Source organism: Leisingera sp. ANG-M7 (assembly GCF_000813965.1).
GTDB lineage: Bacteria > Pseudomonadota > Alphaproteobacteria > Rhodobacterales > Rhodobacteraceae > Leisingera.
The window spans coordinates 167,177-190,758 of record NZ_JWLI01000007.1; the positions used below are offsets into that span (position 1 = coordinate 167,177).

Genomic DNA, 23,582 nt, shown 5'->3' on the forward strand with positions numbered 1-23,582 from the left:
GCCGTCAGCCGCGCAGGGTGCCGCCGGTGGCCTTGGTGACCTTGGCAATGATCTTCTCGCTCACCGCCTCGATGTCCTTTTCCTTCAGCGTTTGATCACTGGGCTGCAGCCGCACGGTGATCGCCAGCGACTTCTTGCCCTCACCCAAACTGCCACCGATGAACTCGTCAAAGACGCGCACATCCTCGATCAGCGCCTTGTCGGCACCGGCCGCCGCGTTGACCAAGGTCAGCGCTTCGACGCTGTCGTCCACCACAAAGGCAAAGTCCCGCTCCACCGCCTGCAGGTCGCTGATCGCCAGCGCCGGGCGGGTGGCCGAGGATTTGCGCGGCATCGGAATTTCATCCGGGAAAATGGTAAAGGCCACGGCGGCCCCCTTGATGCCCATCTCCTTCAGCACTTTCGGGTGCAGCTCGCCAAAGACGCCGAGGGTCTTCTTCGGCCCCAGGCAAATCCGGCCATGGCGGCCCGGGTGCCACCAGGCAGCCCCTTCGCGCAGAACCTGTACTTTGGCCGGTGCGCCAATGGCAGCCAGAACCGCTTCAATATCAGCCTTGGAATCATAGAGATCCACCGCGCGCGAGGCGCCGTGCACGTCCTTCGGCCCGGTACGGCCCACCAGCAAGCCTGCGATCTGGTTCACCTGCTCGCCCGGTTCGCCGCCGGTGAAGGCAGGGCCTGCCTCAAACAGCGCCAGATCCATGAAGCCGCGCGCCTGGTTGCGGGCCGCAGCCTGCAACAGGCCTGCCAGCAGATCGGGGCGCATGTGCGACATCTCGGAGGAGATCGGGTTGGCCAGCATGGTGGCATCATCGCCGCCGCCGAACAGCGCAGCCGAGGCCTTGTCGATGAAGCTGTAGCTGACAACTTCGTTGTAGCCGAGGCTGGCGCAGGTGCGGCGCGCCATCTGCTGTCGCCGCTGCTGCGGAGTCATCACCGGCTTAGGGATGCCGTCGGTCAGCCGCGGCAGCGGCTTGCCCTGCAGCTTGGTCAGCGACGCTATACGCGCGACCTCTTCCACCAGGTCGGCCTCGCCCTGCACGTCCGGACGCCAGCTGGGCACATGCGCCATATTGCCTTCCAGGCGGAAGCCCAGGCGGGTCAGGGTCTGGCGCTGATCGCTCTCCGGGATCTCCATGCCCACCAGCGACTGCACCCGGTCCGCATCCAGCTTGTAGGCGCGCGAATGATCCGGCACGTCGCCCGCGATCACCACCTCAGACGGCTCGCCACCGCACAGGTCCAGGATCATCTGGGTCGCCCTGTGCAGGCCCTCGATGGTGTATTCCGGGTCGACGCCGCGCTCAAAACGGTAGCGCGCGTCGGAGTTGATCTTGAGCGCGCGGCCCGCCATGGCGATCTGCACATGGTCCCAGAACGCGCTCTCCAGGAACACATCCACGGTTTCCTCCGTGCAGCCGGTCTCCTCGCCGCCCATGATGCCGCCGATGCTTTCCGGGCCATTGGCATCCGAGATCACCATTTGGTCCGCGCCGAAGGTGTATTCTTTCTCATCCAGCGCCTTCAGCGTCTCGCCGCCCTGCGCGCGGTGCACCCGCAGATCACCGGACACCTTGGCCGCATCAAACACATGCAACGGGCGGTTCTGGTCGAAGGTGAAGAAGTTGGTGATGTCCACCAGCGCCGAAATCGGGCGCAGGCCAATCGCCTTCAGCCGGTCCTGCAGCCACTGCGGGCTGGGGCCGTTCTTCACACCCTTGATCACCCGGCCCGCGAACAGCGGGCAGCCGTCCAGCGTGTCATCGTCGATGGTCACTTTGATGGGGCTGGCGAAATCGCCCGGGACCGCTTCAAACGCGCGGGTTTTCAGGGTGCCAAGGCCGCGCGCCGCCAGGTCGCGGGCAATGCCGTAGACGCCCAGCGCATCAGGGCGGTTCGGAGTGATCGCGATTTCGATCACCGGATCGACTTTGGCTGGATCGTTCTCCGCCAGCCAGTCCACAAACTTGTCGCCGACCGCGCCCGAAGGCAGCTCGATGATGCCGTCATGCTCGTCCGACAGCTCCAGCTCACGCTCGGACGCCATCATGCCAAAGCTCTCAACGCCGCGGATCTTGCCGACGCCGATGGTGATGTCGAGGCCGGGGATATACATGCCCGGCTTGCAGACCACCACGGTGATGCCTTCGCGCGCGTTCGGCGCGCCGCAGATGATCTGCAGTTCCCCCTCGTCGGTGTCCACCTTACAGACCCGCAGCTTGTCAGCATCCGGGTGTTTCTCGGCGTGCTTCACATAGCCGAGCTTGAAATCCTTCAGCGCATCCGCCGGATTGACGACCCCTTCGACCTCAAGGCCCAGATCGGTCAGGGCGTCAGTGATCTCTTCCACCGAAGCGTCGGTGTCGAGGTGGTCTTTCAGCCAGGAAAGCGTGAATTTCATCGGTCGGGGACCCCTTGGCAGACATGCGTGTTTGACCTGAGGCAATGGCAAAGAATGCGCCAAGGTTCAAGGGTTCTGCGCGACTGCCCTCAAGGATAGCTGGGAGTGAGGTTCAAAAGCTCATCCAATTGCCGCCCGATCCAGCCATGCGGGATGAAATGGCCGCCGGGATGGGTGTCCAGCACCACTTGGCCGCGCGTGCAGCCGGCCCAGACCGTGCGCTCCAGTTTGAGGAAGTCGACCACCTGCCACTGCCCCAGCGCCCGCGCCGCGCCGCAGCCCAGCCGCGCCCGCCACAGCGCTACCGGATAGGTCCGCTCGCCGCCCGGGCCATAGGGGAAATCCATCACAGTGTCCTTCAGGCCGTGCACATGGCGCACCTCGCGCGGGGCCTCAGCGCAGGTCTCGGTTTGCAGGATGGTGCCGGCCACCGCCAGAAGCGCCGCCACATCATTGCCGCTGTTGCAGACATACCGCCAGGCCATGGCCGAACCGTAGGAATAGCCCGAGACGAAAATGCGTTCGGGGTCAACCGGATAGCGTTTGGCGACGTCCTCCAGCACCCGGTCGGCAAAGGCAACGTCTTCTGTTTCCGCGGACCAGAAATCCCAGGTCTTGTTGCGCCCGTTCGGGGTCACCAGCAGCACCCCGCGGCGCATGGCAGAGGCCCCCACCCGCTCGCTCTTCTGCGCATGGCGGCCGGTGCGGGACCAGCCATGGAAATGCAAGAGCACCGGCAGGGGCGAGACCCCGTCCCAGCCCTCCGGCTCCATCACATGATAAAAGCGGCCGCCCAGTTCACAGGGCGTAGCGCCAAGGCATTCAGCAGGTTTCGAAGGCCCCATGGCGACCGCGGCAGAAGCCCACAACAGGACGGCGGAAATGGATATGGCTGCTCGGATCATATGGCAGAGCCTAGCCAACCCGCGGCAGCTGTCACGTCACAAGTTTGTGGGGGCCGCCGCCTGCCCTGCAAACATTCCCCGGACGCGATGTTTTGAGATTCCCCCGGTTTCGCGCATACTGATCTCCTCACTGCCAGGGAGACACCGATGACGGATCAGCATTCCGGGGTTCAAAACGCCTTCTTCGTCATTGCCGACCTGTCGGGCTACACCAAATTCATGGCCGGCACCCCGCTGGAGCATTCCAAGGGAATCCTGGACGCGCTGTTCGGCGTACTGCTCCCTGCCATCCGGGCGCCGCTACAAGTTTCAGGCCTGCAAGGCGATGCGGTCTTTGCCTATGCCTTTGAAACCGAGGTGATGACCAAGCAATTCATCCTCGATTTTGCCGAAAGCCTCTACTGCGTCTTCGCCCGTGAGAAGGAGAAGATGATCCTCAACACCGGCTGCACCTGCGACGCCTGCAGCAAGATCGGCGATCTGGAACTGAAGCTGGTGGTGCATCACGGCGAATGCATCCAGCAGCACAGCCGCGGCACCCATGAACTGGCCGGTCCCGACGTGATCACCGCGTTCAGGCTTCTAAAAAACTCCGTCACCGAACGCACCGGTCTCACCGCTTATACACTGCTGTCCTGCGATGCGCTGAGGGCGATGGACCTGGTTGATTTCTTTGATGAAAGCGAGTTCCACAGCGAGGACATCGAACATATCGGCCAGGTCGAATATGTGGTCCGCGACATGCGCGTTGCCTGGCAGCGCCGCCGTGCGACCGAGCGCAGTTTTGTCGGTGCCGGCGATGACCTGCTGTTTGACGAATGGATCATCCCGCTGGCTGTTTCGCCAGAGGTCGCCTTTACCATCTGCACCCGCCCTGACTTGCGCACCGAATGGCTGGGCGCCGACAAGATGGACCTGTTGAACACCAACAAGGGCAAGATCGAACCCGGCACGATGTACCACTGCTACCACGGCGACGCGCTGTTTCCCTATGAAGTGCTGGACTGGAACCCCGGCGAATATGTCACCGGCCGCTACAACCTGCCTATGGGGCTGATGATGTATGAGACCATCGAGATGGAAGAGGTCGGCGGTGGCACCCTGGTCAAGCTGCGCTATGCCAAGACACGCTCGCCTAAGCTGATGGGCAAGCTGATGGCCGGAATGGTCAACCGCAAGCTCCGCGGCTTTATCGTGCCGGACAAGGAAAACCGGGTCGCCAGGATCAAGGCGCTGGGGAAACGGCTGGGAAGTGCATCAGCGGCAGAACCTGCCTGAGGTGTCACGCTCAAGCCGCGCCACCGCCTGACCGCGGGGAGGCAATCCAAAGGCAGTGTGCGGCAGTTTATCCCGGCCCAATCTGTACGGCGTCTAAACCTGTGTGCTTGCGGCTCCAAATCGCCTGCCCCTGCGGGCGGTCTCTCGTGCATTGCACAGCAATGCACTGCCGACAGGCGATTGCTGGCAATCGCCGAGAGGAATGCGATGGCGCGGCGGCCCCTCGGCCCTGTTCCGCGCATAGCCGAAAATCGCTGTTAAAAAATGCCAGAGACAAACTGAACGACAAAAGCCATGCCGAAAAGTATGAGCAGCCAAAGAATAGCGTAAGCGAGAGATGAGAATCTTTGAACCGTAAAGAAATCCACCTCTTTGCCGACACTCTCAGAGCACCTTACTGAGGCGAAGTAGGCAGCCCTTTGATTTAGGTAGATACAATCCAAAGTGATAAGTTCGCCTGCGGCGATAAAGGGCACTTTGATCAAGCACTGGCCATTTTCGATGGCCTCATAGCTCACCTTTTGGCCCGGGTTTATTGAAATATTACGAGGAAAATGGCTTAATTCGAGACTTACATCAGCGGCAGGCTTCCTACCTTTGTTCTGAACAAAAAACTGCTCATTGAAGATTTCTAGGAAATGATGCTCTTCCGGCGGTCCATGTTGATCTTTAGAGAGATTAAGGTTGTGCAGGCTAGAATGCGCCCGCCCAAAGACCAAAATTGGCCTTAGACGAAAAACATAGAAAACGAGCGCAGCAACAAGCGTGAATGCCAGAGCAACGAATTGGTCACCCAGCGACGTTATAAAAGCCCAGACTACGTTCACAACCTCCATTTACCGGCTCAAACCGCCATGCAGCGCCGGCATGTCCAGGCTCTGGAAGCCATAGTGGCGCAGCCAGCGCAGGTCGCTGTCGAAGAAGGCGCGCAGGTCGGGGATGCCGTATTTCAGCATCGCCAGGCGGTCGATGCCGATGCCGAAGGCAAAGCCCTGATAGATTTCCGGGTCGATGCCGCCGGCCGCGATCACCTTGGGGTGCACCATGCCGGAGCCGAGGATCTCCATCCAGTCGTCGCCCTCGCCGATTTTCAGCGTGCCGCCCTCCCAGGAGCAGCGGATATCCACCTCTGCCGACGGCTCGGTGAAGGGGAAATGCGAGGCGCGGAAGCGCAGCTCGACGTCGTCCACCTCAAAGAAGGATTTGACGAATTCCTCCAGCACCCACTTCAGGTTCGCCATCGAGATGTCCTTATCCAGCGCCAGGCCTTCGACCTGGTGGAACATAGGCGTGTGGGTCTGGTCGTAATCGGCGCGGTACACGCCGCCCGGGCAGATGATGCGCAACGGCGCGCCCATCTTCTCCATCGAGCGGATCTGCACCGGCGAGGTATGGGTGCGCAGCACATGCGGCGGGCGGTCGTCGCCCTCGGCGCGGTGCATATAGAAGGTGTCCATCTCGGCGCGGGCCGGGTGGTGGCCGGGGATGTTCAGCGCATCGAAGTTGTACCAGTCGGTGTCGATCCGCGGCCCTTCGGCGACGGAGAAGCCCAGTTCGGCAAAGATCGCGGTGATCTCTTCCTGCACCTGGCTGATCGGATGCAGGCTGCCCTGTCGCTGCGGGCGCGACGGCAGGGTCACGTCCAGCCACTCGGTGCGCAAGCGCTCGTCCAGAGCGGCATCTTCGAGACCGGCCTTCTTGGCCGCCAGGGCTGAGTTGATCTCATCCTTCAGCGCGTTCAGCGCGGGACCTGCGACCTGGCGCTCTTCCGGGGTCATCTTGCCCAGCTCGCGCATCTTCAGCGCCACCTCGCCCTTCTTGCCGACGGCGGCAAGGCGGATCGCCTCCAGTGCGGCCTCGTCAGCGGCCTCTGCAATCTGACCCAGGTATTTGGCTTTAAGATCGTCCATCACGGCCCCTCGAATTCTGCTTGTGCCCTGCTACCACAAGGGCGCGCGAAAGCAAGAGGGCGGGGACGGATGCGTGGGCGGCTGTGTTGCCGGGCGCCTTTCGGATTCCCTTTCCATGCCCTGGCTTCGCTTTTTGCACAATCTGAGATCGCATAAAACTGCCTGAGGAGCGTTTCCCTTTATGGCGAGAAAGAACCCCGCCGAACCTCTACCGCCTGCAAACACATGTCCGCAAGCGCACCATCAAATTCCCGCCTTCCAAAGGCTATGCGGCACCAGGACAGGGTTCGCCCCCTTTACACCTTTAACGATAGCAATAAAGTCATAGCAGGTCCGCCCCTTATCAGAGGAAATTGCTGATGCAGTTTGTGCAGTTCAAAGTCCCTCTCATTGCTATGTTGTTGGTTTCCTTGGCAGCTTGCTCCCGCCCCTATTCCCCGCCAGAGATCCGCGGTGCGATGTCTTTTGCCGGCGCTTCAGATCTGGCAGCGGACTCCAAACGCGTTAGAGTTATCATGACCCATGGTATGTGCTCTCAATCTCATCAGGCTTTCGGAGGGCCGGGCCAGAACTGGGTTGCAGACCGTTCCGAAACTATCGCCGGCCTGGTTGGCGACACTGGCTACACCCGCCAGCAGCAATACAAGCCCGTTAAAGAGTACAAGGGAACATCACGGTCTCCCGCGGTGTCCCGTTACGATCTCAATATTCATGCTGCCGACGGCACAACCTACGAGTTAAAAATGCTGAAATGGGGCCAAAGCTTCTGGCCAGCCTTCAACGCCCTGGATATTCTTGAAGCTGAAATCCAGAAACCGCCTATCACGCGCGCCTCACTGAACCACAGTTTGAAAACGGAACTTATGGATAACTGTCTGGTCGATGCAGTTGCCTATGGCGGTTCGCGGGGAGATAGTTTGCGTTCCGCATACAGAGAAGCCATGTGCGACCTCATGGGCGGAAAAATTTCAGGAGCCAATACAGGCCGACCAAATGAAAAGGTAACCTGCAGCGGTATGGCCTCAGGATCACAGGTACCGGCAATTCTGGTCCCGGAATCGCTCGGCTCAAAAATCATGATGGATGCAATCCTTTCCATCAAGGGAGGCAATAAAGAAGGGGCGCTAGGATCCGTAAGGGCAATCCATTTGGCGACCAATCAAATTCCCCTGCTGTCTCAGGCTCAAGCCAGCGAAAACACAGTCAGAAATTCCACCGGTCAAGGCGGCGAACCGGGCGCTAATGACTTCAGAACTCTTGTTCGGCAACTCTCCAGCAGAAACACATCCCGGGCCATCAGCGAGCCGATTTCAGTGGTTGTTTACAGTGACCCGAACGATCTGATCGGCTACCCCCTGACCAAGGAGTGGATTCCGGATGACGGTACAGCTCAATTAACCAATGTTCTCATCTCTAACGGCAGCACATACTTTGGCAGTATCGCGAATCCCGCAAGCGCCCATAGCGGCACAGCGCGGCCGGAAGTTTTCAAAATGATCATTCACGGTTCAGACACCCAAATCTGAGTTTGGAATGGCAGTTTCTTTCATCCTAGCCATCACTGCCAGGCACAGGCCGCCTGCGCAGGTTGCAGGGGGCACAGGACCACCCTTGGCCACCGCCCGGCAAAGCTTCCTGTTTTATGCTATACTTGCGGTGCGCAGGCCAACGCGCATCCCAGTCAGCAGCAACCGGAGGAGACAGCCATGGCACATGTGGATTGGTATATCGAAGGCCGCAGCTTCGGGAACTGCAACTGCAACTACGGCTGCCCCTGCCAGTTCGAGGACCTGCCGACCCACGGCAATTGCACCGGGTTCGAGGTGCTTCACATCGACAAGGGCCATTTCGGTGAAACAGACCTGACTGGCACAAGGTCCGCCCTGCTCTACGCCTGGCCCGGCCCGATCTTCGAAGGCAAGGGTGTGCTGCAGGCAATAATCGACGACCGCGCCTCTGATGCCCAGCGCGCAGCGCTGGAAACCGTGCTCCTTGGAGGAGAAACCGATGAAGAAGCCACCCACTGGTGGGTGTTCCGCGCCATGTGCGACACCGTGCACGAGACGCTGACCAAGCGGATCGACTATGAGGTGGACATCGATAGCCGCACCGCCAAACTGGATATCGAAGGGCTGGTCACATCCACCGGCCGCCCGATCCAGGCACCTCACGGCGGCGGCGAGCACCGGGTCCAGATCGGCATCCCCGGCGGCATTGAGTTCACCCTGGCCGAGATAGGCAGCGCCTCCACCAAATCCGATGCGGCGATCAAGCTGGACCTGGACGACAGCTATGGCCAATGGGCCATCATCCGCCACGGCCCGCACGGGATCGCGGCCTAGTCCCCGGGCTTGCTTTCCGGCCGCTTCTTCCAGCGCTTCTGGTTGAACGGGTACAGGAACTGCCGCCAATAGCCGTTTGGCACGGTGTCGCCGGCCACGCCGTATTTCGCCGGCCAGTCCTCCTCCGGCAGGTGGTGGGTGCCGAACAGCCAGTCATAGAGCGGGAAATGCGAGGCATAGTTGATGTCGATCGCCGCCCGCTCGCTGCCGTGATGCCAATGGTGATAGCGCGGCGTCACTAGGAACCGCTCCATAAAACCCAGCTTCCAGCCGATGTTGGCGTGGATGAAGCTGGAGTAGAAATAAACGATCAGAAGATAGCCCTGGATCGCCTCCGGCTTGAAGCCGAGCGTGAACATCGGCACTGCGGTCAGCCCGCGCAGCACCGCGATCTCGATGAAATGCATCCGCGCGCCGGCCAGCCAATCCATCTTCTTGGCCGAGTGGTGGATCGCATGGAAATGCCACAATGCCGGGAAGGTGTGGAATGCGCGGTGCACCCAGTACTGCACGAAATCGGTTGCCGCCATGATGATCAGCACCTGCACCGCAAAGGGCAGATTGGTGATATGGGCGCGGATCCCCTCCAGATCAAACTCGGTGTTCACATAGTTGGCCGGCGCCATGGTCAGGAAGGTCAGCACCTGTACCAGCATGGAGCTGACCAGGTAATAGAACATGTCCTCGCGCCATTCAGTGCGGAACACGGTCTGCTCCCGCCGCGCCGGAAAGAACCGCTCCAGCGGCACAAACAGGAACCCGACCAGCAGCACGTTCACGACGAAGTAGTCGAGCCCGAAATACAAGCTCTGCGGCGCCTCGCCTGCCTGCTGCGGCTGCGCCGTGGCCATCAGCGAGGCAACAACCGACAGCCCCAGCGCCGCCCAGCCTAGGCTTTTCTGGCGGCTCAGGATCAGGCTCAGCAGCGACAGCGCATAGCCCGCCAGCAGCACAAACCGCAGAAAGGCGGTGACATAGCCGCTGGAATGCACGAACGCGATCTGCGGATAAGAGAACGTCTCAGGGTACCAGCGCAGCAGTACCAGCAGCAGGCCTGTGACGGCTGCCAGCAGCGCCATGGATCCCGACAGCCAGCCGCTGCCCAGCGGGCGCGCCTCGCGCGGGGTTTCCAGTTGCGCGATCACATCCCGGATGAACTTCATGCTGGCCTCTCTCCTCCGAACCTCCGGGCAGTCTCTCACAACCGGCAACGGCCTTCGATTATGGAATTCAATAGCACAGCCGCCATACGGCAGGACAGCGGCTGTGCGGCTATTACCGGGGCGGCAATCAATAAATCAGCTTCACCGCGGTACCGCTGGCATTCCGGCAGCCCCAGCTGAACGGGCAGACACCAATTTCACCAATTTCCGTATTGATGACTGCATCGGCACCGAGTTTCGCCGCCTCAATCCGCAGCTTTTGCTCTGCCTGAGCAACTGTGGGAGCAGGGTGGAAGGCGGTTGGTTTGCCCACCGACGTTTTAACCGCCCCGAGCACTTGGAAATTGCCGCCATTGACAGTCGCGCCGCGCTCAAGGGCAATCTGGCCCACCGGTGTCACCGAGGTCTGTGCGGCCTCTTGCGTCTGCTTGTCCAACTGCGCCGGATAGCTGAATTCATCGGCGCATGCCGCCAGTGCCAGCAGCGGCAGTACAAGGATAGTTTTCTTCATTATTTTCTCCGCGGTAACATGCTGATTGGCCCGTCTTGAAAACAGGCCCGCAACGGGCAGTAATCCCGCACTTTCCCGCAATACAAGTGCCGGACGACACAACCGCAGGCGCGGCGCTTACACGTGGCGGTAAAGCAACGGGCCCGGCGACTGTTCAAACCACCCGCTTCATCATGCCCTGCAAGGACTGGCGGCTGGCGTAGCCCAGCCTTTGCGCCACCTGCTCCATCTTTTCACCGCGCGCCTCGGCCCGCAGCGCGATCTGGCAGCGCAGCCGGTCGCGCCAGTGCCCGAAGCTAAGGCCGGTTTCCTGCTGGAACCGGCGGGTGAAACTGCGGCGGCTCATCCCCGCCAGCGCCGCCCAATGGTCAATCGTCTGACCACTGCCCGGGCTGTCCATCAGCGCATCGCAGACCCGCCGCAGCCGGGCGTCACCCGGATAGGGCAGCGACAGCGGCGATTTCGGCGCCGCGCCCAGCTCGATCAGGATAAGCCGGCTCAGATGGTGCGCCCGCGGCGGCAGCGGCCAGGGATTGTTCATTTCGCACAGCGCCGCGATCAGCCTAGCCAGCAGCGGCCCTACCAGCACCGCCCGGCACTCCGCCATGGCTTCCGCTTCCGGCTCCGCCGGGTCGATATACAGCGATTGCAGCTGCACCTCCCCCGCCATGCGGATTTCGTGCAGCATCCCAGCCGGCACGATCAGCCCAGACCCCGCAGGCACCGCCCAACTGGTGCCGCCAGCCTCCGCGGTCATCAGCCCGGCCACGGCATAGACCAGCTGATGGCGCGGGTGATCATGCCAGGTTGAGAGATAGCCGTCCGCGTATGTGCGCGCGTAGGAAGCCACCCCATGCGGCAGCAACTGCACCGCATCGGACGAGGACGATCCCCGCCGCCGGATATCCGCATTCTGGCCCATTTGCGCGAAAACTGGCCCCATGGCGGCAAAAGGGCAAGCTAAAACGCAACCAAAAGGAGGCCGGACCCATGCAAACCCTCACCAGCATTGATGAGCTTGAAGAGATCTACGGCGCCCCGGTACCGCAGTCGCTTACCAAAGTCACCCCCCGCCTGACGCCGCTTTACCGCGACTGGATCGGGACCTCGAAGTTCATGATCCTGTCCACCATCGGCCCTGAAGGCACCGACGCCAGTCCGCGCGGCGATGACGGCCCGGTGGTCCATATAGCGGACAACCGCACCCTCTGGCTGCCCGATTGGCGCGGCAACAACCGCATCGACAGCCTGCGCAACATCGTCCGCGACCCGCGCGTCAGCCTGATGTTCATGGTGCCCGGCTGCAACAACGTGGTTCGGGTGAACGGCACCGCCGTGCTGACCGCAGACGCAGGCCTGCGCAGCCATTTCGCCCGCAAGACCCTGCTGCCCGCCACTGTCGCGGTGATCACCATCGAAGAGCTGTACTTCCAATGTGCCAAGGCACTGATGCGCTCCCGCCTGTGGGATGCAGAGGCTGACCGCCCCGCCGTGCCCACCGCAGGCCAGTTCCTGAAGGAACAGGAAGCGGCGTTCGAAGCAGAGGCTTATGACGCAGGCTATGCGGAATATGCCAAAAGCCGGATGTGGTGACCTCTGCGGCGCGCCCGGCCACGGCCCTGCGGACAAGCAGATTTTCCGCGCGACAACATTAACTTAGGACTTGCCAGAAGGTTTGCGGCATGCGCATGCTGGATGCTGTTCTGCTCCTCATGGAAATCCCGCCGTGCCCTCCCATATGGACCGCACCAGCCTGACCTGGAAAGTCACGCCCGACCTTTTGGGCGTGGTCGATACCTCGGGCGTCTTCATGGATACCAATCCCGCCTGGTTCCGAACCCTCGGCCTGCTGCCGGAGGAAATCGAAAGCCGCCAATTCTTTGACTTCCTGCACCCGGATGACATGTCCCGGACAGAGGCAGCATTTGAGCGTGTCAAACACGGGCAGCCAGTGCTGCAGTTCGAAAACCGCTACCGCCACAAGGACGGCAGTTACCGCTGGCTGTCCTGGAACGCGGTGCCGGAGGGCGACCGTTTCTATTGCAACGCCCGGGATGTGACCGAAGCCAAGATGAACGCGGCCCATCTGGCGGACCGCGAGCAGGAGGCCCGTTTCCGCGAGCAGTTCATCGCCGTGCTGGGCCACGACCTGCGCAACCCGCTGTCCGCGGTCGGCGCCGCACTGCGGCTTCTGGAGAATGAACCGCAATCGGCCAAGGCGCTTGAGATCCTAGCCCTTGGGCGCCAGTCAGTCACCCGTATGTCTGCGCTGATCAACGACATCCTCGATTTTGCCCGCTCACGGCTGGGGGATGGGATCGAGGTGGCGCGCACGGCCAGCACAGAAATCCGCCCGGTTCTGGCGCAAACGGTGGAGGAAATCCGGCTGGCAAACCCGGATACGCCGATCACTGAAAGCTACAGTTTCACTGACCCGCTGAACTGCGACACGGACCGCATTGCGCAGCTGGTCTCCAATCTGTTGTCCAACGCGGTAACGCACGGCGCCCCGGGAAAACCGGTGACCCTGACCGCAGCCGATGACGGCGGTGATTTCGTCTTGTCCGTTGCCAACCAGGGGGAACCGATCCCCGAGGCAACCATGACTCTGCTGTTCGAACCTTTCACCCGCGCCGAAACCCGCGAGTCGCAGAACGGGCTGGGCCTCGGCCTCTACATTGCCCAGCAAATCGCCAAGGCGCACCGCGGCCACCTTTCGGCTGCGTCGGACAGCCAGCAGACTGTCTTCACCCTGCGGATGCCCCGTCAGGGCTGAACCGCGCGCGCATAGAATTGCGCCTCAGGCCTGCATCAGGACGCGCTGCAGCAATAGAATCTGGTTTTTCAGCGCTGTGCCCGCTACCCTTCGACAGTGGGGAGGGCCAGCTGATGGAGCGCCGCCTGGCTGCAATTCTGGCAGCCGATGTCGTGGGGTATTCAAGACTCGTCCAAGCGGACGAGGCGGCAACGCTCAAACGGATGAAGGAAATTTGGGACGAAATCTTCATCCCGCTGGTGAACGGAAACAGGGGCCGCATCTTCAAGACCATGGGCGATGGTGCGCTGGCCGAATTCGCCAGCGCCGTGGACGCGGTCGAATGCGCGGTGGCGCTGCAGAATGCCCTGCGTGCCAGAAATGCAGAAACCAAAGACGAAGCACCGATCGAGTTCCGGATCGGCATCAACCTAGGTGACATCGTGGCAGAGGGCGACGATGTGCTGGGCGAAGGCGTCAACGTCGCAGCACGGCTCGAAGCGGCAGCGCCTTCAGGCGGCGTGCTGACCTCGGACCACGTGCACAGCCAAGTCCGCGGCAAGGTCGGTGTGACCTTCATCGACGCAGGCCGGATCAGCCTCAAGAACATTGACGGGCCGTTCCGGGTCTGGCGCTGGGACGGCGGCACGGCCACAGCCAAACCCGCAGCCCGGAAACGGGAAAAACTGTCCATCGCTGTGCTGCCGTTCACCAACATGTCCGCCGACCCGGAGCAGGAGTTCCTCGCCGACGGGCTGAGCGAGGACATCATCACCGGACTGTCGAAAATCCGCTGGTTCCTGGTGATCGCCCGCAACTCCACCTTCACCTACAAGGGCCAGGCCGTCGACATCAAACGCGTCGCCGCCGAACTTGGCGTTCGCTACGTACTTGAGGGCAGCGTGCGGCGGGCCGGCAACCGCGTCCGTGTTACCGCGCAGCTGATCGATGCCTCAACCGGCCTGCATGTCTGGGCCGAACACTATGACCGCGAGCTGCAGGATATCTTCGATCTGCAGGACGAGATCACACTGACAATCGTCGGCCGGGTGGAGCCGGAAATGGCCGCTGCCGAACGCGAGAAGGCGATCAGCCGCAGAACCGAAAGCCTGGACGCCTGGGCTTGCTACCAGCGCGGCCTCTGGCACATGTGGGATTACAGCCGCGAAGACCACCAGACGTCGCTGGATCTCCTCAGACAGGCAACAGAGCTTGATCCGGATTTCTCCACCGCGCACGCCTACCTTTGCTATGCTTACTACGAAGGCGTGGTGATGGGCTGGCCGGACGACCCGGAGAGCCATCTGGAACTGGGCATGGCGTCAGCACGCCGCGCCTTGCAGATCGACGACACCGATCCAGTGGGCTATTTCGCGATCGGCCGGATCCACATGATGCAGGGCAGCCACGACCTGTCTATCGCGGCTCTGGAGCGCGCGATACAGCTCAACCCCAGCTTCAGCCAGGCGCATCACGGGCTGGGCATGGTGCTGACCCTGGCAGGCCGCCTGGACGAGGCGCGCGCTAGCGAAGAACGTGTCGAGCCCCTGAGCCCGCGCGATCCCATCCTCTGGGCAACAACGATCACCCACGCACTGGCAGATGTGCTGGCAGGCGACACAGAGGCCGCGCTGGCCTGGGTGGACAGGACAATGCAGCTGCCCCGGGCCACCGGATATTGGCCCCATGCGGTCAAGGCCGCGGCTCTGGTGCAGGCCGGGCGCCTGGACGAAGCCAGAGTCTCAGTGCAGGCAGCGATTGGCGAACTGCCGAAACTATCCCTCAGCTATCTGGCCCGCAGCCTCCCCACCAAGCATCCCGGCGGGCTGGACCCATATCTGGATGCACTGAGGGAAGCAGGGCTGCCCGAGTAGCGCCAACAAAAAAGGCCGCCCGATTGGGCGGCCTTTTCTGAATTCGAACTCTCTGGCGCCTTAGGCCGCCAGCGCGTCCTGTGCCTGACGGACGATCGCACCGAAGGCTTCGGGCTCGTGCACGGCCAGGTCGGCCAGAACCTTGCGGTCCACTTCGATGCCGGCCAGGGTCAGGCCGTTAATGAAGCGGGAGTAGGTCAGCGCTTCGTCGTGCGAACGGACAGCAGCGTTGATACGCTGGATCCACAGCGCGCGGAAGTTGCGCTTGCGGTTCTTACGGTCGCGGGTTGCGTACTGGTTGGCCTTGTCGACGGCCTGACGGGCAACCTTGAAGGTGTTCTTGCGGCGGCCGTAGTAACCTTTGGCTGCCTTGATGACCTTCTTGTGACGGGCGTGAGTTGTGGTACCACCTTTAACGCGGGACATATCTCAGATCTCCTCTTAGCGGTCGTAGGGCATGAAGCCCTTGACGATCTTTGCGTCCGGTGCGGACAGGGTGGTGGTGCCGCGGGCGTCGCGGATGAACTTGGTGGTCCGCTTGATCATGCCGTGGCGCTTGCCGGCCTGACCTGCTTTCACCTTGCCGGTGGCGGTAATCTTGAAGCGCTTCTTGGCGCTCGACTTTGTCTTCATCTTGGGCATTTCCGTCTCCTTCAATGCGGGTTCGCTAGACGCGCGACTCGGCATGCCTCGACGGCCGGCCGCGCGGAACAGAGCTGCCCTTTAAGCAATGCAGGCCGGATGGGCAAGCGGATTCTCTAGAAAAGCTGCGCCGCAACCCGGGAAAACACGTCCGGGATCTCCTCAACACTGTAGCCGCCCGGGTTCACCATCACCGCATAGGTCACCAGCCCGATGGCAATCAGGATGGTCAGAACCGACGCGCGCGGCGCGCGGCGCTCGCTGAGCGCGGTCAGGATCCCCGGTACCGTAAAGGCCCCTATCACAAGCCCCAGAACCAGCGCCAGATCCGTCTGCATGACCCACCCCCATCAGAACAGCAACACGGGATGATGGTAGGGGCAGGCAGCGGCATTTCAATCACGCCCCTGCCCTGCGGCAGACCGGCCTGCAATTACTCCGGGTCTGTGCTGTAGATCAGCCGCTCGTCGCAGGGGGCGATGCGCAGGATGTTGGTGGTTCCCGGCACGTTGAAGGGCACGCCTGCGGTCACCACAATCTGGTCGCCCTCAGCGGCATAGCCGCCTGCCCGCGCTGCCCGCGCCGCATTGACCACTGCGCCCTTGAAGCGGTCCAGTTCCGGCGTCATCACGCATTTGCAGCCCCAGCTGAGGCACAGCCGCCGCGCGGTGGTGCTGACCGGCGTCATCGCGATGATCGGCACACCGGGGCGTTCCCGCGCTGTCAGCAGTGCGGTGGTGCCGGACTGGGTGAAGCAGCAGATCGCCTTGATCTCGGTCTTCTCTGCAATCTCCCGCGCTGCGGCGACGATGCCATCGGCCACGGTGGTGCCCTTGGCCGAACGCGAGGCGGCGATGATCTGGGTATAGGTCGGGTCGGCCTCGACCTCGATGGCCACCTTGTCCATGGTCCGCACAGCCTGCACCGGATACTGGCCGGCCGCGCTTTCGGCGCTCAGCATTACCGCATCGGCGCCCTCATAAATCGCGGTGGCCACATCGGAGACTTCGGCCCGGGTCGGCATCGGGCTTTCGATCATACTTTCCAGCATCTGGGTTGCCACGATCACCGGCTTGGCCGCGGCCCGGCACTTGCGCACCAGCCGCTTCTGGATCGGCGGCACAGCTGCCACCGGCAACTCGACGCCGAGATCGCCGCGCGCAACCATGATGCCGTCGGACGCATCCAGGATGGCTTCGAAATCCTCCACCGCCTGCGGCTTCTCGATCTTGGACAGCACCGCAGCGCGGCCATCGGCCAGCGCGCGCGCCTCGTAGACATCCTTGGCCCGCTGCACAAAGGACAGCGCTAGCCAGTCCACACCAAGGGCGCAGACAAATTCCAGGTCCGCCCGGTCCTTCTCTGACAAAGCGGCCAGCGGCAGCACCACGTCGGGCACATTCACCCCCTTGCGGTTGGAAATCGTGCCGCCGGTCTCCACCGTGCAATCGGCAAAATCCGGCCCGCAATCATCCACCACCAGGCGGATCTTGCCGTCGTTCACCAAGAGATGCGCGCCCGGTTCCAGTGCCTGGAAGATCTCCGGATGCGGCAGGCAGACGCGGCTCACGTCGCCCTCAGCTTCATCCAGATCAAGGCGGAACTTCGCCCCCTCCTCCAACTCCTCGGCGCCATTGGCAAACACCCCGACGCGCAGCTTGGGGCCTTGAAGATCGGCCAAAATCGCAATCGGGCTGTCCAGATCCTGCTCCACCTGGCGAATGATCTTGTGCTTCTCGGCAATCTCTGGATGGCTGCCGTGCGACATGTTCAGGCGGAACACATCAGCGCCTGCTTCATGCAGCGCTCGAATGGTCTCGTAGGTCTCCGAGGCCGGCCCCAAAGTGGCGACAATCTTCACATTGCGCGATCGTTTCATTGGGGTCCTCTCCTTCGGGTCTTGACTTCATGTTACCGCAAACAGCTCGGGGTGCTTATCCCCCAATTCCCATTTCCGCGCAACTCCCGTAAAGAGATTGCGGCAAAACATATCAGGCTCATGACATACACACCGTTTTTTGTTCACGGCGCAGACCGCCCCGCCCGCTGGCTGATCACCTGCGACCACGCAACCAACCATGTGCCGGAGTTTGCCGGCGGCGGCGACCTCGGCCTCCCGCGCGAGGACATGGAACGCCACATCGCCTATGACGTCGGCGCCTATGAGGTTTCTAAACTGCTCGGCGAAATGCTGAATGCGCCGGTGGTGGCGTCGAATTTCTCCCGCCTGGTGATCGACCCAAACCGCGGCGAGGACGATCCTACTCTGCTGATGAAGCTCTATGACGGCACCATCATCCCCGCCAACCGCCACGCGGGCGAGGCAGAGCTGAAGGAACGGCTGGAAGGCTGCTACCGTCCCTACCACCGGGCACTGGCGCAGCTGGCGGAGCGCCCCCGCACCGTCATCATCTCCGTCCACAGCTTCACCCGCCAGCTGCGCGGCCGCAGCCCGCGCCCCTGGGAAATTGGCATTCTGTTCCCCGAAGGCGAGCGTTTCTCTCCCTTCGTCGTTGACGAGTTGAACCGCGAGGACGGCCTGTGCGTGGGCGTCAACGAGCCCTACACCGGCTATCTGCCCGGCGACGCAATCGAAACTCACGCCACCAAACCGGGCCGCCCCAACACGCTGATCGAACTGCGGAATGACCTGATTGCTGAGCACAAGGGCCAGCACGCCTGGGCCGAACGCTTGGCCGAAGTACTGCCCAAGGCACTGGAGGCTTCCGGTCTCTGACCCGGAATTCGGCGCGGATTCCGGCTCGGAAAGCACGTATTCACCGTGCTGTCTTCCGGCGCGGAAAACGGTGGCCCGCGTTGCAGAACCGGCGTCTCGCCCCCATATCTGTAACGGAAACGCGGGATTTTCGGGGAAAGGAGCAGTCATGACCCAGGAAACCCTTTCTGCCTTTTTCGGCTGGCTGACCGTTTTGCACATCGGCCTTTTCACCCTTTCAGCCGTGCTTCTGATGCTGATGCGGGATTGGGTGGCGGGGCTGCACGCGCGCATGTTCGGCCTGGCGCCTGCGGATGTCAGCCTGACAGTTTACCGCTGGCTCGGCACCTACAAGATCGTTATCTTCGCCACCGCGCTTGGACCGTGGCTGGCGCTGCAGCTGGTCTGAGGCCGCGCCCATTGCCCGCCCCTGCCCCGGCTGCTAGGCCTGCGGGGACGCAAGACAATTCCGGAGCCACCGCCATGGACAAACAAACCGAGATCGAAATCCAGGCCGCCGCCTTCCGCCGCCTGCAAAGGCACCTGATGGAAGACCGCACCGACGTGCAGAACATCGATCTGATGAACATGGCCGGCTTCTGCCGCAACTGCCTGGCCCGCTGGTACCAAGAAGCCGCCAACGAGCGCGGCATCGAGATGGACAAGAATGAAGCCCGCGAAATCTACTACGGCATGACCATGGAAGAGTGGAAAGCCAATTACCAGACCGAGGCCAGCGCCGAGAAACAGGCGGCCTTTGAAGTCGCCTTCAAGGAAAACGTGACCGACAAGCAGTAACCAGCTGCTCTGCTGATCCGGGACAGAGGGGCGTTGCCCCTCTTGGCCTTACGGCCAATTCACCCCGGAGTATTTGCCCAAAGGTGAAAGGGCTGGCTGGAGGCCGTCTCAGCCCCTCAGCCGCAACGCAGCCCGCGCAAGATCAGCCGGTGCGCCATCCGCATCCACCAATGCCACCTGCAGCGGTGCGCCGGTCTCCCGGTCCACGACCCCGACCGGCGCAGCACCTTCGGTGACATGCGCCTCCCCCCATTGCGCCAGCGCCAGGAAAGTCAGCGCCAGTCCGCGCCCGGCCTCGGACAGCACATAGGCCTGGCGCACCCGGTCGCCAGCCTCCTGATAGGGCTGTTTCTCCAGTACCCCCCGCGCCACCAGACTGTTCAGCCGGTCCGTCAGCGTCGAGCGTGGCGCCTTCAGGTCTTCGCGCATGTCGTCATACCGGCAAACGCCATAGAAGGCCTCGCGCAGGATCAGGAGCGTCCAGCGGTCGCCAAGGATTTCTGCGGCCAGCGCCATCGGGCACTGTTCCTTGGGCACCAGGGCGCGGCGGCGGACAGCGGGCAGGGTTTCACGGGAATCAGAAGCTGAGTTTGACATGCGGACTCAGATAGGGGATTTCTATCTAAGTTCAAAATTGAGACTCAGATTCGCCAGCAGAAAGGACAGACCCGATGACCAATCGCCCGATGGACCAGGATGACACGCTCGAAGATTTCAAGCCGCGCCGGATCACCCTCAACGATGTGGAGAAAACCGTGCATGTGTCCGGCCAGGGCCCGGCGGTGATCGTGATGGCAGAAATGCCGGGGATCAGCCCGCATGTGGCGCGCTTTGCCCGCTGGGTGCGTGATGCAGGCTTCACCGTCTACATGCCCTCGCTTTTCGGCCGCGACGGTGCCGTGGCCACGGCAGAGGATGGCGCAGACGTGTTCCGCCGTGCCTGCGTCAGCGCCGAGTTCCGCGCCTTTGCAGGCGGTGGTTCCAGTCCAGTCACCCAGTGGCTGCGGGCGCTGGCGCGCCTCGCGCATCAGGAGTGCGGCGGCCCCGGCACGGGCGCCATCGGCATGTGCTTCACCGGCAACTTTGCGCTGTCGATGATGCTGGAACCCGCCATGCTGGCGCCGGTGCTGGCGCAGCCCTCGCTGCCGTTGGACAATCCTGCAGGAGTTGAAAGCCCGCCCGAGGAACTGGCTGCCGTGCGCGAACGGCTGGAGCGCGAGGACCTCACGGTGCTTGCCTACCGGTTCCAGGGCGACGCCTTCTGCCAGGCGCAGCGCTTTGCGGCTTACTCTGAGGCTTTGGGGGAAAGATTTGACACCCGTACCCTGCCTGACAGCGCCGCCGCCGCGGAGGTGCCGCCATTCTTTTCCAAACACGTCCCCACACCGCACAGCGTGGTCACCGCGCATCTGGTGGATGAGGCCGGCAGCCCGACTTTGGCAGCGCGGGATGAGATCCTGGGGTTCTTCAGGCAGCGGCTGACGGAAAGCAGCTGATACCTGCGGCGTCTGCCTGATGCTACATCCGTTTCTGGCGGGACGCTGGCGATATGCCGCACCCGCCAGCGGAGAAACTCTCCTTGTGCTGCACCATCAAAAGGAGAATAGACCCGCAGCGCATTTCAAGTGGAAGACCCCAATGAAACTCCTGAAGACCACGCTTTGCATTGCAACCTTGCTGGCCCCGGCCAGCCTTCACGCAACCCCGGCTGCAGCGCTGGCACCTGCCTTCGGGCCTGACGTTGTGATGCACGGCGGCGGCTGCCGCAAAAGCTCACCTCCGGGCCAGTGCTGCCACATGAAAAAAGCGACCGGCGAGGTGCATTGCCACTGACAAGGAGCGGCAGGGCGCGCGCCGATTCAGCGCTCCAGTCTTTCAAACCAGTCCAGCGCCATGGTGCTCCATCCCCTGGGCAGACCATGGCCGCCCTTATGCAGGATCACCTCAAGCCCGCCGGCGTCGCAGTCCCAGCGCTTACGCCAGATGCCATCTTCGGCCTCATGCGCGGCGGCGTTGCTGGGGCAGCCGTTTTCGCGCCGCCACAGCTGCAACCCCTCCCAGACGTCGGCCTGAACCACACTGGCGCCGGGGATGGCCCGGCCTTCCAGCGGCACGACGGTGTCGGCGAATCCGTGAATGTGCAGCAGAGCGACCGGCCCCTTGCAGTCCCGCGTCATTGGCAGCCAGAAACCGCCGGAGACCCCTGCATACCCGGCCGCAAACTCCGGCACCTGGCAGGCCATATCCCAGACCATCGAGCCGCCACGGGAAAAGCCGCTCAGCAGCAGTCGCTCCGGATCCACACCAGCCCGTTGCGCAGCATCCGCCAGCACCGCGCGCAGGAATTCCGTGTCGTTGCGGGGATAAGTGTTCCAGCCGTCTCGCACCGACCAGTCTGCAGGTTTGCCGTCTGCCCAGGGCAGGCCGCTGGGGGAAATTACCGCATAACCGCGCTGATTAAACGCGGTCACCAGCCCGGTATTGGCAACCACCTTGGCGCCGCTGCTGCCATAGCCATGCAGGAACATCACTGCCGGCCCGCCCTGCCAACCGTCCGGCAGGGCCAGGTGGTATACGCCGCCGTCAATCCTGCACGGCACTTCCCCGCCGCACTGCGCGTCCTGCGCCGCCGCAACTGCCGGCATGCCCAGCAGAGCTGCGGCCAGCAGCATCAGGCCCTGTTTCAGCATCAGCCCCTCCTCAGTCCGGTACGCGATCTACCCTAGCACACACCGCCAGCGCCGCTGCGGCCATGAAAAAAGGCCGCCCGTTCTGGGCGGCCGCTGCAAAATGTCTTTTTTGGAAAATCCCTGGACCGCAAGTTCGCGGCCGGGCGCGCACCCCCGAAGGCGCGCCCTAACCGCGCAAGCGGCCCAGAAGGCGCGCAGCCAGCGCGCCAGAGGCCGGACGCTCCCGCGCCAGGAGCTTGCCAGCGAGCCACCCCTGGCTGGCAGGCGCCTTGGCATAGTCGGGATGCACGACCTCTTCCGCGGTCAGCACCTGACGCACAGCAGCCAGGATTTCCACGTCGCTCGGCTCTGTGGCCTGGCTGTTCATGGCTTCCCCCATCTCCGGCTGATAACACTGTTGCATACTGGCACCTCCACGGTTTGCGGCTCTGGCTCGCGGCCCCCCTGGCCGGTTCCCATCGCCTGAAACCAGAATACCGCAAGCCGCCGCCTAAGGGCGCATTTTGTGTAAAATTAGTTAAAATCCAGAGCCGAAACAGGGGTTTTGCGGAACAGTCCACCAGACGTGGGGCGCATTGTTTCCAGGGCCGGGAGAATGCGCCTTTTCAGCCCCCTTGCAACCGGGCTGCCACTCCCCGATCGGCGGGCCTGAAACTACGGAATCGATTCTCTATCAATTAAAAAGACCGCCCAGAAGGGCGGCCTTCCAATCTGATCCGGCAAGCGGCCTCAGACGGCTTTCTTGCGGCTTTCTTCCAGGTAGATCTCGCGCAGGCGCTTGGCGATCGGACCCGGGGTGCCGTCGCCCAGTTGCGCGCCGTCGATCTCTACCACCGGCATTACAAAAGCGCTGGCAGAGGTGGTGAAGGCCTCATCCGCTTCCTTGGCTTCCTCGATAGTGAACAAGCGCTCCTCGATCTCCATCTGCGCTTCCGCCGCCAGACGCAGCACTGCGGCACGGGTGATGCCGTGCAGGATGTCATTGCTGAGCGGCCGGGTCACGATCTTGCCACTCTTGACGTAATAGGCGTTGTTGGAGGTGCCTTCGGTCACATAGCCGTCTTCGATCAGCCAGGCATCATCGCAGCCTGCCTTCTTGGCCATCATCTTGCCCATCGACGGATAGAGCAGCTGCACGGTCTTGATGTCGCGGCGGCCCCAGCGGATGTCCTCGATCGAGATGATCTTGGCACCCTTCTGCGCAGCGGGGCTATCGGCCAGGCCGGGCTTGTTCTGGGTGAACAGCACCAGGCTCGGCGGGGTGTCAGCAGAGGGAAACACGAAATCCCGGTCGCCGTCAGAGCCGCGGGAGACCTGCAGATAGACAAGACCCTCTTCGATGCCGTTCAGCTCCACCAGCTTGCGGTGGATTTCCAGAAGCTCCTCCTTGGAGCAGGGCGACGCCATGTCCAGCTCCTTCAGCGAGCGGTCCAGGCGCACGGCGTGGCCTTCGAAATCGATCAGCTTGCCATCCAAAACCGAGGTCACCTCATAAACCGCATCGGCAAACAGGAAGCCGCGGTCAAAGATCGAAACCTTGGCCTCAGTCTCGGGCAGGTATTCGCCATTCACATAAACAGTACGGGTCATTGTTGTC

26 protein-coding genes are annotated in these 23,582 nt (G+C 62.4%); 11 read left to right on the forward strand and 15 right to left on the reverse strand.

Features of this window, described 5'->3' with window-relative positions:
* Positions 1 to 4: 4 nt before the first annotated feature.
* Complete coding sequence (pheT, locus tag RA26_RS10810) at positions 5 to 2,401, reverse strand: phenylalanine--tRNA ligase subunit beta (RefSeq protein WP_039183670.1); 2,397 nt, start codon at positions 2,399 to 2,401, stop codon at positions 5 to 7.
* A gap of 89 nt (positions 2,402 to 2,490) precedes the next feature.
* Entirely contained in the window at positions 2,491 to 3,306 is an 816-nt protein-coding gene (locus tag RA26_RS10815) for an alpha/beta hydrolase family esterase (RefSeq protein WP_039183671.1), read from the reverse strand.
* Positions 3,307 to 3,453: 147 nt separating this feature from the next.
* Here RA26_RS10815 and RA26_RS10820 point away from each other — a divergent pair, with 147 nt between their 5' ends.
* On the forward strand, positions 3,454 to 4,584 hold the full coding sequence (locus tag RA26_RS10820; RefSeq protein WP_039183672.1) for a DUF2652 domain-containing protein: 1,131 nt from the start codon (positions 3,454 to 3,456) through the stop codon (positions 4,582 to 4,584).
* A gap of 257 nt (positions 4,585 to 4,841) precedes the next feature.
* Here the strand turns inward: RA26_RS10820 and RA26_RS10825 are convergent, their stop codons facing one another.
* Complete coding sequence (locus RA26_RS10825) at positions 4,842 to 5,420, reverse strand: hypothetical protein (protein ID WP_039183673.1); 579 nt, start codon at positions 5,418 to 5,420, stop codon at positions 4,842 to 4,844.
* Entirely contained in the window at positions 5,421 to 6,494 is a 1,074-nt protein-coding gene (gene pheS, locus RA26_RS10830) for a phenylalanine--tRNA ligase subunit alpha (RefSeq protein ID WP_039183674.1), read from the reverse strand.
* A gap of 359 nt (positions 6,495 to 6,853) precedes the next feature.
* Between pheS and RA26_RS10835 the strand changes: the two genes are divergently transcribed.
* Positions 6,854 to 8,020, forward strand: coding sequence for a hypothetical protein (locus tag RA26_RS10835; protein ID WP_039183676.1), 1,167 nt, complete (start codon positions 6,854 to 6,856; stop codon positions 8,018 to 8,020).
* A 180-nt stretch (positions 8,021 to 8,200) separates the two neighbouring features.
* Complete coding sequence (locus tag RA26_RS10840) at positions 8,201 to 8,836, forward strand: DUF1326 domain-containing protein (RefSeq protein WP_039183678.1); 636 nt, start codon at positions 8,201 to 8,203, stop codon at positions 8,834 to 8,836.
* Here RA26_RS10840 and RA26_RS10845 read toward each other — a convergent pair.
* The 3 genes from RA26_RS10845 to RA26_RS10855 all read right to left on the reverse strand — a co-directional run bounded on the left by RA26_RS10845 (position 8,833) and on the right by RA26_RS10855 (position 11,453).
* Positions 8,833 to 9,999 (reverse strand): sterol desaturase family protein, encoded by a 1,167-nt coding sequence (locus RA26_RS10845; protein ID WP_039183680.1) that lies wholly within the window; start codon positions 9,997 to 9,999, stop codon positions 8,833 to 8,835. The two genes, RA26_RS10840 and RA26_RS10845, sit on opposite strands and share 4 nt — an antisense overlap.
* A gap of 127 nt (positions 10,000 to 10,126) precedes the next feature.
* A complete protein-coding gene (locus RA26_RS10850) occupies positions 10,127 to 10,510 on the reverse strand; it encodes a hypothetical protein (protein WP_052272381.1) in 384 nt (127 codons plus the stop codon).
* 154 nt (positions 10,511 to 10,664) lie between these two features.
* Complete coding sequence (locus tag RA26_RS10855) at positions 10,665 to 11,453, reverse strand: AraC family transcriptional regulator (RefSeq protein WP_241482631.1); 789 nt, start codon at positions 11,451 to 11,453, stop codon at positions 10,665 to 10,667.
* A gap of 47 nt (positions 11,454 to 11,500) precedes the next feature.
* Between RA26_RS10855 and RA26_RS10860 the strand changes: the two genes are divergently transcribed.
* From RA26_RS10860 to RA26_RS10870, 3 genes are all read left to right on the forward strand, one after another.
* A complete protein-coding gene (locus tag RA26_RS10860; RefSeq protein WP_039183685.1) occupies positions 11,501 to 12,103 on the forward strand; it encodes a pyridoxamine 5'-phosphate oxidase family protein in 603 nt (200 codons plus the stop codon).
* 145 nt (positions 12,104 to 12,248) lie between these two features.
* Positions 12,249 to 13,286, forward strand: coding sequence for a PAS domain-containing sensor histidine kinase (locus RA26_RS10865; protein ID WP_039183687.1), 1,038 nt, complete (start codon positions 12,249 to 12,251; stop codon positions 13,284 to 13,286).
* A gap of 113 nt (positions 13,287 to 13,399) precedes the next feature.
* On the forward strand, positions 13,400 to 15,139 hold the full coding sequence (locus RA26_RS10870; RefSeq protein WP_039183689.1) for a tetratricopeptide repeat protein: 1,740 nt from the start codon (positions 13,400 to 13,402) through the stop codon (positions 15,137 to 15,139).
* Positions 15,140 to 15,199: 60 nt separating this feature from the next.
* Here RA26_RS10870 and rplT read toward each other — a convergent pair whose 3' ends face one another.
* The 4 genes from rplT to pyk form a co-directional block, all read right to left on the reverse strand.
* Positions 15,200 to 15,565, reverse strand: a complete 366-nt coding sequence (gene rplT, locus RA26_RS10875; protein ID WP_008557989.1) for a 50S ribosomal protein L20 — start codon at positions 15,563 to 15,565, stop codon at positions 15,200 to 15,202.
* 15 nt (positions 15,566 to 15,580) lie between these two features.
* Complete coding sequence (rpmI, locus tag RA26_RS10880; protein ID WP_019298273.1) at positions 15,581 to 15,781, reverse strand: 50S ribosomal protein L35; 201 nt, start codon at positions 15,779 to 15,781, stop codon at positions 15,581 to 15,583.
* A 116-nt stretch (positions 15,782 to 15,897) separates the two neighbouring features.
* On the reverse strand, positions 15,898 to 16,119 hold the full coding sequence (locus RA26_RS10885) for a hypothetical protein (RefSeq protein ID WP_039183691.1): 222 nt from the start codon (positions 16,117 to 16,119) through the stop codon (positions 15,898 to 15,900).
* Positions 16,120 to 16,214: 95 nt separating this feature from the next.
* Positions 16,215 to 17,660: a pyruvate kinase gene (gene pyk, locus RA26_RS10890; RefSeq protein ID WP_039183693.1), complete on the reverse strand. Its 1,446-nt coding sequence runs from the start codon at positions 17,658 to 17,660 to the stop codon at positions 16,215 to 16,217.
* 120 nt (positions 17,661 to 17,780) lie between these two features.
* On the opposite strand from pyk, the gene RA26_RS10895 reads away from it, so the two are divergent.
* From RA26_RS10895 to RA26_RS10905, 3 genes are all read left to right on the forward strand, one after another.
* Entirely contained in the window at positions 17,781 to 18,518 is a 738-nt protein-coding gene (locus RA26_RS10895; protein WP_039183695.1) for an N-formylglutamate amidohydrolase, read from the forward strand.
* Positions 18,519 to 18,666: 148 nt separating this feature from the next.
* Entirely contained in the window at positions 18,667 to 18,906 is a 240-nt protein-coding gene (locus RA26_RS10900; protein ID WP_039183697.1) for a DUF6868 family protein, read from the forward strand.
* A 74-nt stretch (positions 18,907 to 18,980) separates the two neighbouring features.
* Positions 18,981 to 19,295: a DUF1244 domain-containing protein gene (locus RA26_RS10905; RefSeq protein WP_039183699.1), complete on the forward strand. Its 315-nt coding sequence runs from the start codon at positions 18,981 to 18,983 to the stop codon at positions 19,293 to 19,295.
* A gap of 108 nt (positions 19,296 to 19,403) precedes the next feature.
* On the opposite strand, the gene RA26_RS10910 is transcribed toward RA26_RS10905, so the two are convergent.
* Positions 19,404 to 19,892: a winged helix-turn-helix transcriptional regulator gene (locus RA26_RS10910; RefSeq protein ID WP_241482632.1), complete on the reverse strand. Its 489-nt coding sequence runs from the start codon at positions 19,890 to 19,892 to the stop codon at positions 19,404 to 19,406.
* Between the two features lie 74 nt (positions 19,893 to 19,966).
* Here RA26_RS10910 and RA26_RS10915 point away from each other — a divergent pair, with 74 nt between their 5' ends.
* Positions 19,967 to 20,791 carry a dienelactone hydrolase family protein gene (locus tag RA26_RS10915; RefSeq protein WP_039183700.1) on the forward strand — a complete coding sequence of 275 codons (825 nt, stop codon included), beginning with the start codon at positions 19,967 to 19,969 and terminating at the stop codon, positions 20,789 to 20,791.
* Positions 20,792 to 20,933: 142 nt separating this feature from the next.
* Positions 20,934 to 21,128 (forward strand): hypothetical protein, encoded by a 195-nt coding sequence (locus RA26_RS10920; RefSeq protein WP_039183702.1) that lies wholly within the window; start codon positions 20,934 to 20,936, stop codon positions 21,126 to 21,128.
* 26 nt (positions 21,129 to 21,154) lie between these two features.
* Here the strand turns inward: RA26_RS10920 and RA26_RS10925 are convergent, their stop codons facing one another.
* The 3 genes from RA26_RS10925 to RA26_RS10935 form a co-directional block, all read right to left on the reverse strand.
* Positions 21,155 to 21,985: an alpha/beta hydrolase family esterase gene (locus RA26_RS10925; RefSeq protein WP_082015806.1), complete on the reverse strand. Its 831-nt coding sequence runs from the start codon at positions 21,983 to 21,985 to the stop codon at positions 21,155 to 21,157.
* A gap of 166 nt (positions 21,986 to 22,151) precedes the next feature.
* A complete protein-coding gene (locus RA26_RS10930) occupies positions 22,152 to 22,388 on the reverse strand; it encodes a hypothetical protein (RefSeq protein WP_039183703.1) in 237 nt (78 codons plus the stop codon).
* A gap of 326 nt (positions 22,389 to 22,714) precedes the next feature.
* Positions 22,715 to 23,575 carry a D-amino-acid transaminase gene (locus RA26_RS10935; RefSeq protein WP_039183706.1) on the reverse strand — a complete coding sequence of 287 codons (861 nt, stop codon included), beginning with the start codon at positions 23,573 to 23,575 and terminating at the stop codon, positions 22,715 to 22,717.
* Positions 23,576 to 23,582 lie beyond the last annotated feature (7 nt).

Bases quoted from the DNA above. Each gene is read 5' to 3' on its own strand.
- RA26_RS10845 (WP_039183680.1), bottom strand. From the start codon at position 9,999: ATGAAGTTCATCCGGGATGTGATCGCGCAACTGGAAACCCCGCGCGAG.
- rpmI (WP_019298273.1), bottom strand. From the start codon at position 15,781: ATGCCCAAGATGAAGACAAAGTCGAGCGCCAAGAAGCGCTTCAAGATT.
- RA26_RS10870 (WP_039183689.1), top strand. From the start codon at position 13,400: ATGGAGCGCCGCCTGGCTGCAATTCTGGCAGCCGATGTCGTGGGGTAT.
- RA26_RS10815 (WP_039183671.1), bottom strand. From the start codon at position 3,306: ATGATCCGAGCAGCCATATCCATTTCCGCCGTCCTGTTGTGGGCTTCT.
- RA26_RS10825 (WP_039183673.1), bottom strand. From the start codon at position 5,420: ATGGAGGTTGTGAACGTAGTCTGGGCTTTTATAACGTCGCTGGGTGAC.
- RA26_RS10855 (WP_241482631.1), bottom strand. From the start codon at position 11,453: ATGGGGCCAGTTTTCGCGCAAATGGGCCAGAATGCGGATATCCGGCGG.
- RA26_RS10925 (WP_082015806.1), bottom strand. From the start codon at position 21,985: ATGCTGAAACAGGGCCTGATGCTGCTGGCCGCAGCTCTGCTGGGCATG.
- pheS (WP_039183674.1), bottom strand. From the start codon at position 6,494: ATGGACGATCTTAAAGCCAAATACCTGGGTCAGATTGCAGAGGCCGCT.
- RA26_RS10835 (WP_039183676.1), top strand. From the start codon at position 6,854: ATGCAGTTTGTGCAGTTCAAAGTCCCTCTCATTGCTATGTTGTTGGTT.
- RA26_RS10895 (WP_039183695.1), top strand. From the start codon at position 17,781: ATGACATACACACCGTTTTTTGTTCACGGCGCAGACCGCCCCGCCCGC.
- RA26_RS10915 (WP_039183700.1), top strand. From the start codon at position 19,967: ATGACCAATCGCCCGATGGACCAGGATGACACGCTCGAAGATTTCAAG.
- RA26_RS10885 (WP_039183691.1), bottom strand. From the start codon at position 16,119: ATGCAGACGGATCTGGCGCTGGTTCTGGGGCTTGTGATAGGGGCCTTT.
- RA26_RS10840 (WP_039183678.1), top strand. From the start codon at position 8,201: ATGGCACATGTGGATTGGTATATCGAAGGCCGCAGCTTCGGGAACTGC.
- RA26_RS10905 (WP_039183699.1), top strand. From the start codon at position 18,981: ATGGACAAACAAACCGAGATCGAAATCCAGGCCGCCGCCTTCCGCCGC.
- RA26_RS10910 (WP_241482632.1), bottom strand. From the start codon at position 19,892: ATGTCAAACTCAGCTTCTGATTCCCGTGAAACCCTGCCCGCTGTCCGC.
- RA26_RS10820 (WP_039183672.1), top strand. From the start codon at position 3,454: ATGACGGATCAGCATTCCGGGGTTCAAAACGCCTTCTTCGTCATTGCC.
- pyk (WP_039183693.1), bottom strand. From the start codon at position 17,660: ATGAAACGATCGCGCAATGTGAAGATTGTCGCCACTTTGGGGCCGGCC.
- RA26_RS10865 (WP_039183687.1), top strand. From the start codon at position 12,249: ATGGACCGCACCAGCCTGACCTGGAAAGTCACGCCCGACCTTTTGGGC.
- RA26_RS10935 (WP_039183706.1), bottom strand. From the start codon at position 23,575: ATGACCCGTACTGTTTATGTGAATGGCGAATACCTGCCCGAGACTGAG.
- RA26_RS10900 (WP_039183697.1), top strand. From the start codon at position 18,667: ATGACCCAGGAAACCCTTTCTGCCTTTTTCGGCTGGCTGACCGTTTTG.
- RA26_RS10930 (WP_039183703.1), bottom strand. From the start codon at position 22,388: ATGCAACAGTGTTATCAGCCGGAGATGGGGGAAGCCATGAACAGCCAG.
- rplT (WP_008557989.1), bottom strand. From the start codon at position 15,565: ATGTCCCGCGTTAAAGGTGGTACCACAACTCACGCCCGTCACAAGAAG.
- RA26_RS10850 (WP_052272381.1), bottom strand. From the start codon at position 10,510: ATGAAGAAAACTATCCTTGTACTGCCGCTGCTGGCACTGGCGGCATGC.
- RA26_RS10860 (WP_039183685.1), top strand. From the start codon at position 11,501: ATGCAAACCCTCACCAGCATTGATGAGCTTGAAGAGATCTACGGCGCC.
- RA26_RS10920 (WP_039183702.1), top strand. From the start codon at position 20,934: ATGAAACTCCTGAAGACCACGCTTTGCATTGCAACCTTGCTGGCCCCG.
- pheT (WP_039183670.1), bottom strand. From the start codon at position 2,401: ATGAAATTCACGCTTTCCTGGCTGAAAGACCACCTCGACACCGACGCT.